We start from the raw sequence: 10,076 nt of genomic DNA, 5'->3' as shown, positions 1-10,076 counted from the left end.
CGACCTTCGGGTTATGAGCCCGACGAGCTACCAAACTGCTCCATCCCGCGTCCGGATGTCATTGTTAAGTACAATGAAAACTATTTTCCACTTAAAGAAAARTGGAGCGACACATCGGGTTCGAACCGATGACCTCAACCTTGGCAAGGTTGCGCTCTACCAACTGAGCTAGTGTCGCATGACCAATCGCAAAAGCAATTGCTCTTAACGGATTGCGTAAGCCGGATTAAAATCAACGACCTTCGCTAGGTTTTATGAATGGCTGAGCCCGAGAGCTAGCAAATCACAACGCCTGTAATGTGGTTGCGGGAGCTGGATTTGAACCAACGACCTTCGGGTTATGAGCCCGACGAGCTACCAAACTGCTCCATCCCGCGTCCGGATGTCATTGTTAAGCACAATGAAAGCTATTTTCTCCACTTAAAAAAGTGGAGCGACACATCGGGTTCGAACCGATGACCTCAACCTTGGCAAGGTTGCGCTCTACCAACTGAGCTAGTGTCGCATCAACAACGTTTCCGTCGTTCAGGGCTGCGAATTATAAGAGCATTTTTTTGTGATGCAAGTCCTTATTGAAAAAAACTCAACTTTTTTCTCTGATTGATGAAAAAGCACACAAAAGAACATAAAGAGCAAACGATTAGGTTGAAATTCAAGCGGTTCCTGTGCGTGGTTCCACATGCCTAATTAATTGTTTTTTAAAAGTGGTCCATACAATTTAATCCGCAAATGAGAAGTGAGCCAGTAAATGAATTCATAATTTATATCGAAACTGGTTTAAATGTGCACTTTCCTATATAACGAGTTGCTTATATTTAGTTGGTTTTCTCAAGCTATTTTTTGATTGCAATTGCAAATGATGGAGCAAGCAATGGCAGTATCTAGGTCTTATTATTCAATTTTCTGCTTCTTGTTCATTTTTATTTCGACCCTAACTATTTCTGGCTGTGGTTCAATGCCAAAACCCATGCGGAACCTGGGTAAGACCGACGTTGACTTTGTCATGGACGTACACGTCAAACAACAAAAAGAACTCTTGATGGAGCTAACACGTAAGCTTTACGTCCGTAACCCCAACCAACTGAGAAAAGTTGACAATATGACGCTTGAAGATCGCATGTTGCAGATTTTTGGTAGGCAGGGGGATGTTGATCTACCACCTTTGGTATTCAACGAGCTCGGAGGTAAAACGGGCATTGATGCAATTTTACTTTCTTTCGATGAATCTTTTCAGGGAGATCGCGTATTCGCGGCTGTCGTAGGATTGGCTGAAATGCTTCGTCGTTCCTACAATCATCAGCAAGAGTTTTTCATTATTGACTCCTTAGATGAACAAGCCTTGTATAACAGCGCTCGAAACATTGAAGTTTTTGTTTGGCGCCTCTACCACCGTAGAGACAGTGACGGTGAGCTATTCATCTTCACTAATCATTTTAGTGAAGATGAATTCGATACTAGCTTTGACCGTATCTTTGCCAAAATGACCATGGTTCAGGACATGATGGCATTTATCGTAGCAGACAAAACCAATCGCAGTATCACCAAGGTCGCTCATGGTGTAGCCCAATTTGTCTTTTTGCCTATCCCTTAATGAAAAAGCCGCAGGTTAACCTGCGGCTCGAATCGATATCTAGTTAGCTTAGATTTTAAGAATCGTTTGGCGATAATATTTAAGCTCAGCGATTGATTCGCGGATATCATCTAACGCTAGGTGACTACCTTGCTTAGAAAAACCATCAAGCACTTCTGGTTTCCAACGACGAGTTAACTCTTTAAGCGTACTCACATCCAAGTAACGGTAGTGAAAATACTCTTCTAATTCTGGCATGTGCTTATAGAGAAAACGACGATCTTGTCCAATGCTATTACCACAAATAGGCGATTTACCTTTTGCTATCCAGTTTTCTAAAAAGGCGATAGTTTGGCGAATTGCTTCTTGCTCATCAACATTACTATTGCGAACGCGCTCAACTAGACCGCTATTGGTATGAGTATTAGTACACCAATCATCCATTTTAGCTAACTCATCTTCTGGTTGATGCACCGCCAGTACAGGACCTTCAGCTAAGATATTTAGTTCACTATCAGTGACAATTGTGGCGATTTCGATGATCTTGTGAGTTTCTGGATCAAGCCCAGTCATCTCTAGATCGACCCAGATTAAGTTTTGATCGCTAAAGGACATAAATCGTTGCCTATTGGTTTATCGCTAAAAAAGGTACTATACCCAAATTCCGATACCCTAGATAGCAATCTCAGGTATCGAACCTAAGAGAAATAGATTAAGTAGATCATCGTGGCAAAAAAGAAAAAGCTAACCAAAGGTCAAGTACGACGTGTTCGTAGTAATCAAAAGCGTAAACTCACTAAAGCCGAAAGCCTTCAGTGGGATGAGTCTATGCTGGGTGGAACAAAAACTGGTTTAGTTATCACCCGTTTTGGTCAACACGCCGATATTGAAGATAGTGAAACGCATGAAGTTCACCGCTGTAACTTACGCCGTGGAATCGAGTCATTGGTCTCGGGTGATAACGTCATTTGGCGTGCAGGGCTTGAGTCCATGTTCGGCATCTCCGGTGTGGTCGAAGCAGTCGAGCCACGTAGTTCGGTATTAACTCGTCCAGATTACTACGACGGTCTAAAACCCGTTGCCGCTAATATCGGGCAAATGGTGATCGTCTCATCGGTACTCCCTGAGCTATCGCTAAATATCATAGATCGCTATTTAGTAGCGGCAGAAACTTTGCAAATCCCACCATTGCTGGTGTTGAATAAAATCGATTTGTTAGATCAAGCACAGCGCGATCAGTATCAAGAATCACTGCGTGACTATAAAAATATCGGTTATAAAGTGCTGCTGGTGAGTAAAGAGTCAGGCGAAGGTATTTCTGAGCTTGAAGCGGCTCTAGGTAACTGTATCAATATTTTTGTCGGTCAATCGGGTGTCGGTAAATCGAGCTTAGTCAATGCACTGATGCCTGGTCTCGCGATAGAAGAAGGTCTTGTATCCGAAAACTCGGGATTAGGTCAACACACGACGACCGCTGCTCGTCTATATCATATCCCTTCCGGTGGTGATTTAATTGATTCACCAGGAGTGCGCGAGTTCGGCTTATGGCATTTGGAAGCAGAAGAAGTGACCAAAGCGTTTGTCGAATTCAAACCTTATTTAGGCAGTTGCAAATTCCGCGATTGTAAGCACCTTGACGATCCTGGCTGTGTTCTTCGCCAAGCAGTGGAAGAAGGCAAAATAAGTAGAAGTCGCTTTTACAACTACCACCGCATTCTTGAAAGCATGACTGAAAATAAAGCTAATCGCCAATATTCACGCAATAAGAAAGCCGATCTATAGCTCGCTAGTTATCACTTAAATCAGCAAAGACTGACATTTGCTGATTTTTTAAGTAACATTTCGCGCCCAAAAGTTTGAAACAGATAATTAACATTGGAATTAAACACAATGGACAAGATTAAAGTTAGACTGCAGTACTGGATCCCACAGCACGGCCTGACACGCCTAGTTGGTAAATTGGCATCAGCTAAAGCTGGCAGCCTAACCACTGCGATCATTCGTTGGTTCATCAAGCAATACAACGTCAACATGGATGAGGCTCTGCACTCAGACCCTACCTACTTTAAAACGTTTAATGACTTCTTTGTTCGCGAACTAAAAGACGGCGCTCGCCCAATTACCGTTGGTGACAACATAATTACCCACCCAGCTGATGCTTGTGTTAGCCAATTTGGTCTTATTCAAGATGGCAAGCTGATCCAAGCAAAAGGACACGACTACACAGCCCTTGAACTGCTAGGCGGTGACGAGTTACTTGCACAACAATTTACTGACGGTGAATTCGCGACGCTTTATTTATCGCCGAGTGATTACCACCGAGTGCACATGCCATGTGATGGAGTGTTACGCCAGATGATTTATATTCCTGGTGATCTGTTCTCTGTAAATCCGCTGACGGCTGAAAACGTACCTAACCTCTTTGCTCGTAACGAACGTGTTGTCTCTATTTTTGATACTGAATTTGGTCCTATGGCGCAAGTTCTGGTTGGTGCAACCATTGTGGGCAGCATAGAGCAAGTTTGGGCTGGCACTGTGACTCCGCCTCGCGGTAGTACTGTACATAGTTGGGATTACCCAGCAGAAGGTAACCAAGCCGTAGTGTTGAAAAAAGGTCAAGAGATGGGTCGCTTTAAGCTAGGTTCAACCGTCATCAACTTATTTGCTAAAGACAGTGTTAGCTTCGATGATTCCATGCAACTTGGGCAAGCAACTGTGATGGGTGCACCTTACGCTCATCGAAAAGTAGCAGAATAATCGATAGAAAATCCCCGACTGGTTCGGGGATTTTTTTGACACACAGCAAATCTACCGCAACAATTTTTACGTTTTTGTAAAATCATTAACTTAGTCTAGGACCTTGAACTGGTTATCTTTTACTCTACCTTTCATTATTGAATTGAAAGGTATTACCGCCTATGAAGCAAATTCATTCCAGCACGATTATAAAACTACTGGTCTGCTTTGGGCTACCAATTGCAGTGCTGTTGATGCCCATCGATTCAATCCCAATTGACAACTTAACCCTTATCCAGCACCGACTACTTGCCATTTTTCTTCTTGCTGCCCTTTTGTGGGTGTTGGAACCTGTACCTGTTTTTGCTACCTCAATTCTTATTATCGCCCTTGAGTTGATCATGATTTCAGACAAAGGGTTGCACTTTTTTAGAAAGCCACCAGCAGGTCATGACCTTGGTGAACTGATCGTATATACCGATATTTTCAGCGCCTTCTCTTCACCGATAATTATTCTGTTTATGGGTGGTTTTGCCCTAGCGATATCAGCCTCAAAATACGAGTTGGATAATAATTTGGCTCGAGTACTTCTAAAACCATTTGGCAATCAACCTCGATTTATCATGCTGGGTTTGATGTTGATCACGGCGGTGTTCTCGATGTTTATGTCTAACACCGCAACCACAGTGATGATGTTGGCATTATTGGGGCCTATCGTTGCTTCTGCACCGAAGGGGGATATGGGCATCAAAGCTTTAGTACTGTGTATTCCTATCGCTGCCAATACTGGTGGTATTGCCACCCCAATAGGTACACCACCCAATGCAATTGCGTTGCAATATTTGACCGGAGAGAACAGCATCGACTTTCTCTCATGGATGATGATGGGACTGCCTTTCGTTATCGTGCAACTAACGATCGCCTGGTTTTTGCTACAAAAACTCTTCCCATCACAACAACAAGAAATGGTGCTCAAACTCAACGGGAAGTTTCAAAAGAACTGGCGAGCTATGGTGGTGTACGCCACTTTTGCCATCACTATTTTGATGTGGATGACGACCAAATTGCACGGAATGAATACCTACGTGGTCTCTATCATCCCTCTCGCAGTATTTACCTTAACTGGCATCATGGGCAAAGAAGAACTCAAGCAAATCAACTGGGATGTGTTGTGGTTGGTTGCAGGCGGGATCGCAATTGGTATCGCGCTGGATAAAACCGGGCTTGCCGTCGCACTGGCACACGCTATTGATTATGAGTCACTTTCACCAACAGCGGTCATCATTACTATGTCCATTATTTGCTGGTTGATGGCCAATTTCATGTCGAATACTGCAACCGCTAACTTATTGATGCCGATTGCCGCAGCAATCGGGGTTTCAATGCAAACTCTAGACATGCAAAATTTACTCGTGGTCGTAGCATTTTCTGCGTCACTTGGCATGATTCTGCCAGTGTCGACTCCACCTAATTCGTTAGCATATTCAACCGGATTAATTGAGAGTAAGGACATGGCTAAAACAGGGTTAATCCTAGGTATTGTTGGGTTAATTTTGGTTTACCTCGCTAACTGGATCCTCGCATAGCCTTTTAGGGGAGTAAGCAAGTGCGGTTATTTTTTGCACTTTGCTTACTCCCCTAAATAGGGCATATTGTCAGCCTAATTTTGTGCCCGTAGTGCACGCCCCCTATCTTTTTCAAGGATGATTATCGATGGGCTATGAATGGCTGGCTCTCGCTTCCGCAATGCTGTGGGGCATCTCCAGCATACTCTCCGTCACCCCAGCTAGGCATTTAGGCACCTTTGCATTCAGTCGTTGGCGGATGGGGTGTGCCAGTTTCATTCTCGCCTCTATGGCTATTTTTACGGGCGGATGGGCAACCGTCACCACTCCAGCAATTAGCGCGATGGTGTTATCCGGTCTGATCGGTATTTTTATTGGCGATACCGCCCTATTTGCCTGTTTAAATAGGATGGGACCACGTCAAGCTGGGTTACTGTTTTCTTGTCACGCTTTGTTTTCAACCGTGCTTGGCTACTTCCTATTTAGCGAACATATGACTCCGTTTGAATTACTCGGAGCAGGCTTGGTTTTTTCTGGCGTAGTTTTGGCTATCTCTTTTGGACGTCGTGGTCAGCCGAGTAATCAACTTGAAATCATTCAAGGTCGGGTATGGGTTGGTGTAGCACTTGGATTACTCGCCGCCCTATGCCAGGCGTTGGGCGGGATTATCGCCAAACCGATTATGCAAACGAGTATTGACCCTGTTGCCGCTTCCGCTATGCGAATGATGTCAGCATTTGCTGCCCACTTAGTGTTACTGCTCACCGGTACGAAAGTCGCCAAAGCTAAATTCGCAATTAACAAACAAGTCTTCGCACTCACCGCTCTCAATGCTTTCCTCGCAATGGCAGTAGGAATGACGTTGATCTTATACGCCTTACAAGATGGCAATGTCGGTATGGTGGCACTATTGTCCTCTACCACGCCCATCATGTTGTTACCCATACTCTGGATTTACACCAAACAATGCCCAAATCGGTATGCATGGTTGGGTGCAGTATTGGCTGTATGCGGTACCGGTATACTGGTTCAGTAGCGCCATTAATTAAGCTAACAGCTATTAAAGTGATTGGTTTTATTAATTTTACTTCTCTTAAAATAAATGAGAATAATAGTCGTTATCAATGTAAGGTTATGGCGAAATAGAAATTTCACTGAAATATAACCACGCGAAATCGCGAACAATATTTGATCTTAACCTACAGTTTTGCTTAAAAAGTGTAGTAAAATTACGCTAGTTTTGTTTCAAGGTACTTGGGTAGCTTCCCAAAACCGACAGTTACTTATATTTGACGAGGTTTAATCTATGTCTGCTAAGAAGCCACTGGCTCTAGTTATTCTTGACGGTTACGGTCACCGTGAAGATACAGCAAATAACGCGATCGCAAATGCTATTACTCCAAATTTGGACAAGCTATTTGCAACCAACCCACACACGTTAATCTCTGCTTCTGGTCTAGATGTGGGTCTGCCTGATGGTCAAATGGGTAACTCTGAAGTAGGTCACACCAACATCGGTGCTGGTCGAATCGTTTATCAAGATCTTACTCGTATCACGAAATCTATCTCTGATGGTGAGTTCGTAACCACACCAGCTCTAGTTGAAGCTATCGACACAGCAGTCAAAGCGGATAAAGCCGTTCACATCATGGGGCTAATGTCTCCAGGTGGCGTTCACTCTCACGAAGATCATATCTACGCAGCGATTGAAATGGCGGCTGAACGTGGTGCAGAGAAGATTTACCTACACTGCTTCCTTGATGGTCGTGATACACCACCACGTAGTGCTGAAGGTACATTGCAGCGCTTCCAAGAGCTATTCGCTAAGATTGGTAAAGGTCGTGTGGCTTCTTTAATTGGTCGCTATTACGCAATGGACCGAGACAATAACTGGGATCGCGTTCAAGTTGCTTACGATCTTCTAACTCAGGGTAAAGCAGAATTCACTCACGACTCTGCAGTTGCAGGTCTTGAAGCGGCTTACGCTCGTGACGAAAACGATGAATTCGTAAAATCAACAGCCATTAAGACTGCAGATCAAGAAGAGGCAAGCATACAAGATGGCGATACAGTTATCTTTATGAACTACCGCGCTGACCGCGCACGTCAAATTACTCGCACTTTCGTTGCTGATTTCAATGGTTTTGAACGTGCTGTATTCCCTGCAATCAACTTCGTAATGTTAACTCAATACGCTGCGGATATTCCTCTAATGATGGCCTTCCCACCAGCGTCTCTTGAGAATACTTACGGCGAGTGGTTATCTAAGCAAGGTCAAACTCAGTTACGTATCTCCGAAACAGAGAAATACGCGCACGTTACATTTTTCTTCAACGGCGGTATCGAGAATGAATTTGATGGTGAAGAACGTCAACTTGTTGCCTCGCCAAAAGTAGCAACTTACGATTTACAACCAGAAATGAGCTCTGCTGAGCTGACTGATAAACTGGTTACAGCCATTAAGTCTGGCAAGTTCGACACTATCATCTGTAACTACCCTAACCCTGATATGGTTGGGCACACTGGCGTATACGAAGCTGCTAAAAAAGCCATTGAAGCTATCGACGAATGTATGGGACGTGTCATTGCTGCCATCAACGAAGTCGATGGTCAAATGCTCGTTACGGCTGACCACGGCAACGCCGAGATGATGGTTGACCCTGAAACTGGTGGTATCCACACAGCACACACCAACTTGCCTGTACCTCTAGCGTATGTCGGTAGCAGAGCTGTTGAGTTTGTTGAAGGGGGTAAACTTTCTGACCTAGCACCAACAATGCTATCACTCGCTGGACTAGAAATTCCTGCCGAAATGTCTGGTCACATTATTATTAAGTAAGTAGCCAGCTCAAGATATAACGCCCGAGCCATGCTTGGGCGTTTTTGTATGTTCAGCTCGCTAAGATACTGAGTAAACTTAGTAAATTTACTCATATTTCCGAGCGACTATGTGCCCGTTTTACTACAAGATTTGACTTAGTGCTTTCTTCCTAAGTTTTTCTTTATGTATACTGACACTTAATTAACTGGTTAGGACAACTCGCGCTAATGACGCTTCAAGCTACATCAGGTATTCGCCGGAAAATAACAGCTCTACTATCTTTGACGGCTTGTTTGGGTACTCTTGCTTCACCTATTGCTTATGCTGCGTCACAGAATGAGTTATCGGGCGTAAAGAGTGAAATTTCACGTCAAAAACAAAACCTGACCTCAAGACAAAAACAACTAGACACCCTGCAAAAATCGCTAAAAAGCCAAGAGCTTGGTATCAATAAAATCGAACGTGACATAAAGAAAACCAAATCATCTCTAAAGCAAACTAACGCCAACATCGCGTCACTCGATAGCAAAATTGATAAACTTGAATCTCAAAAAAAAGCACAAAGTGAAAAACTGATTCAGTTGCTGCAAACCTACTACGTCACTCAACGCGCGAAATCCACTGCCAACATGCTCACTCAAAGCGTCGAAGAAGACAGAATTAGTCAATATTTCCAACATCTTGCCAAGCAGCGCGCCGAAACTATTGCGGATTTGGAAAAAACAGTAATCGACTTGGAGCAAAGCGAGCAACAACTGAACCTTGAGAAGCAACAAATCACCAAGCTATTACAACAGCAAACCATTAAAAAGAAACAATTAAGCAAGACACAGTCGCAAAGAAAAGGCACTGTTAGCAGCATCAAAAAGAACATCTCAAGTGATAAGGTTTACCTCTCTGAGTTGCAACGTAATGAAGCACGCCTAAAAGCTGAAATAGCAAAAGCGGCAAAACGCAATTCGGTTCCGATGGATGGGCTTGCTAGACAAAAAGGCAAGCTACCATGGCCAATTAAAGGCAAAGTCCTCAATAGTTATGGTTCTCGCCAAGCGGGACAAATTAACTGGAAAGGCATGGTGATTAATGCCAGTTATGGTCAATCAATCAAAGCGGTGTACTCGGGTACAGTGGTCTTTGCTGATTATCTACGCGGCTATGGCTTAGTGGTACTTCTAGACCATGGTAAAGGTGATATGACGTTGTATGGCTTTAACCAGAGCCTATTAAAGAACGAAGGTGATAAAGTGACTGCTGGTGAATCTATTGCCCTCGCAGGAGATACCGGTGGTCAAGCTCAATCTTCTCTTTACTTTGAAATTCGACGTAATAGTAAAACTCAAGATCCTAAATCTTGGCTTAAACGATAGAAACTATGAGGGCGCCA

At 43.8% G+C, this 10,076-nt stretch carries 8 protein-coding genes and 3 tRNA genes; 7 read left to right on the top strand and 4 right to left on the bottom strand.

The genetic code is table 11. The features are described from left to right. Positions 1-102: 102 nt before the first annotated feature. From L4C38_RS20820 to L4C38_RS20810, 3 genes are all read right to left on the bottom strand, one after another. Positions 103-178, bottom strand: a tRNA-Gly gene (locus L4C38_RS20820). Positions 179-300: 122 nt separating this feature from the next. Then, positions 301-377: transfer RNA gene (locus L4C38_RS20815), tRNA-Met, on the bottom strand. Positions 378-429: 52 nt separating this feature from the next. After that, a tRNA-Gly gene (locus L4C38_RS20810) sits at positions 430-505 on the bottom strand. 366 nt (positions 506-871) lie between these two features. Between L4C38_RS20810 and L4C38_RS20805 the strand changes: the two genes are divergently transcribed. Further along, positions 872-1,591 carry a hypothetical protein gene (locus tag L4C38_RS20805; RefSeq protein WP_428799458.1) on the top strand — a complete coding sequence of 240 codons (720 nt, stop codon included), beginning with the start codon at positions 872-874 and terminating at the stop codon, positions 1,589-1,591. Positions 1,592-1,639: 48 nt separating this feature from the next. Here the strand turns inward: L4C38_RS20805 and orn are convergent, their stop codons facing one another. Continuing rightward, positions 1,640-2,185 carry an oligoribonuclease gene (orn, locus tag L4C38_RS20800; protein WP_428799457.1) on the bottom strand — a complete coding sequence of 182 codons (546 nt, stop codon included), beginning with the start codon at positions 2,183-2,185 and terminating at the stop codon, positions 1,640-1,642. A 111-nt stretch (positions 2,186-2,296) separates the two neighbouring features. On the opposite strand from orn, the gene rsgA reads away from it, so the two are divergent. The 6 genes from rsgA to L4C38_RS20770 all read left to right on the top strand — a co-directional run bounded on the left by rsgA (position 2,297) and on the right by L4C38_RS20770 (position 10,059). After that, positions 2,297-3,352 carry a small ribosomal subunit biogenesis GTPase RsgA gene (rsgA, locus tag L4C38_RS20795; RefSeq protein ID WP_428799456.1) on the top strand — a complete coding sequence of 352 codons (1,056 nt, stop codon included), beginning with the start codon at positions 2,297-2,299 and terminating at the stop codon, positions 3,350-3,352. Between the two features lie 108 nt (positions 3,353-3,460). Continuing rightward, complete coding sequence (gene asd / locus L4C38_RS20790) at positions 3,461-4,327, top strand: archaetidylserine decarboxylase (RefSeq protein WP_428799455.1); 867 nt, start codon at positions 3,461-3,463, stop codon at positions 4,325-4,327. A gap of 161 nt (positions 4,328-4,488) precedes the next feature. Continuing rightward, the gene (locus tag L4C38_RS20785) at positions 4,489-5,892 is read left to right on the top strand and encodes an SLC13 family permease (protein ID WP_428799454.1); all 1,404 of its coding nucleotides are present in this window, start codon (positions 4,489-4,491) and stop codon (positions 5,890-5,892) included. Between the two features lie 127 nt (positions 5,893-6,019). Further along, positions 6,020-6,907: a DMT family transporter gene (locus L4C38_RS20780; protein WP_428799453.1), complete on the top strand. Its 888-nt coding sequence runs from the start codon at positions 6,020-6,022 to the stop codon at positions 6,905-6,907. A 270-nt stretch (positions 6,908-7,177) separates the two neighbouring features. Further along, positions 7,178-8,710 carry a 2,3-bisphosphoglycerate-independent phosphoglycerate mutase gene (gene gpmM, locus L4C38_RS20775; RefSeq protein WP_428799452.1) on the top strand — a complete coding sequence of 511 codons (1,533 nt, stop codon included), beginning with the start codon at positions 7,178-7,180 and terminating at the stop codon, positions 8,708-8,710. A gap of 209 nt (positions 8,711-8,919) precedes the next feature. Continuing rightward, positions 8,920-10,059 carry a murein hydrolase activator EnvC family protein gene (locus tag L4C38_RS20770; protein WP_428799451.1) on the top strand — a complete coding sequence of 380 codons (1,140 nt, stop codon included), beginning with the start codon at positions 8,920-8,922 and terminating at the stop codon, positions 10,057-10,059. The last annotated feature ends 17 nt before the right edge of the window (positions 10,060-10,076 follow it).

Origin of the sequence: Vibrio kasasachensis, assembly GCF_050337565.1 — a bacterium.
Taxonomy (GTDB): Bacteria; Pseudomonadota; Gammaproteobacteria; order Enterobacterales; family Vibrionaceae; genus Vibrio; species Vibrio kasasachensis.
Note: the sequence above shows the minus strand (reverse complement) of the source record. Positions and strands in the feature narration are given on the sequence as shown.

Excerpts from the sequence above, each read along its gene's own strand:
- L4C38_RS20805 (WP_428799458.1), top strand. The coding sequence starts at position 872 with ATGGCAGTATCTAGGTCTTATTATTCAATTTTCTGCTTCTTGTTCATT.
- L4C38_RS20785 (WP_428799454.1), top strand. The coding sequence starts at position 4,489 with ATGAAGCAAATTCATTCCAGCACGATTATAAAACTACTGGTCTGCTTT.
- L4C38_RS20780 (WP_428799453.1), top strand. The coding sequence starts at position 6,020 with ATGGGCTATGAATGGCTGGCTCTCGCTTCCGCAATGCTGTGGGGCATC.
- orn (WP_428799457.1), bottom strand. The coding sequence starts at position 2,185 with ATGTCCTTTAGCGATCAAAACTTAATCTGGGTCGATCTAGAGATGACT.
- L4C38_RS20770 (WP_428799451.1), top strand. The coding sequence starts at position 8,920 with ATGACGCTTCAAGCTACATCAGGTATTCGCCGGAAAATAACAGCTCTA.
- asd (WP_428799455.1), top strand. The coding sequence starts at position 3,461 with ATGGACAAGATTAAAGTTAGACTGCAGTACTGGATCCCACAGCACGGC.
- gpmM (WP_428799452.1), top strand. The coding sequence starts at position 7,178 with ATGTCTGCTAAGAAGCCACTGGCTCTAGTTATTCTTGACGGTTACGGT.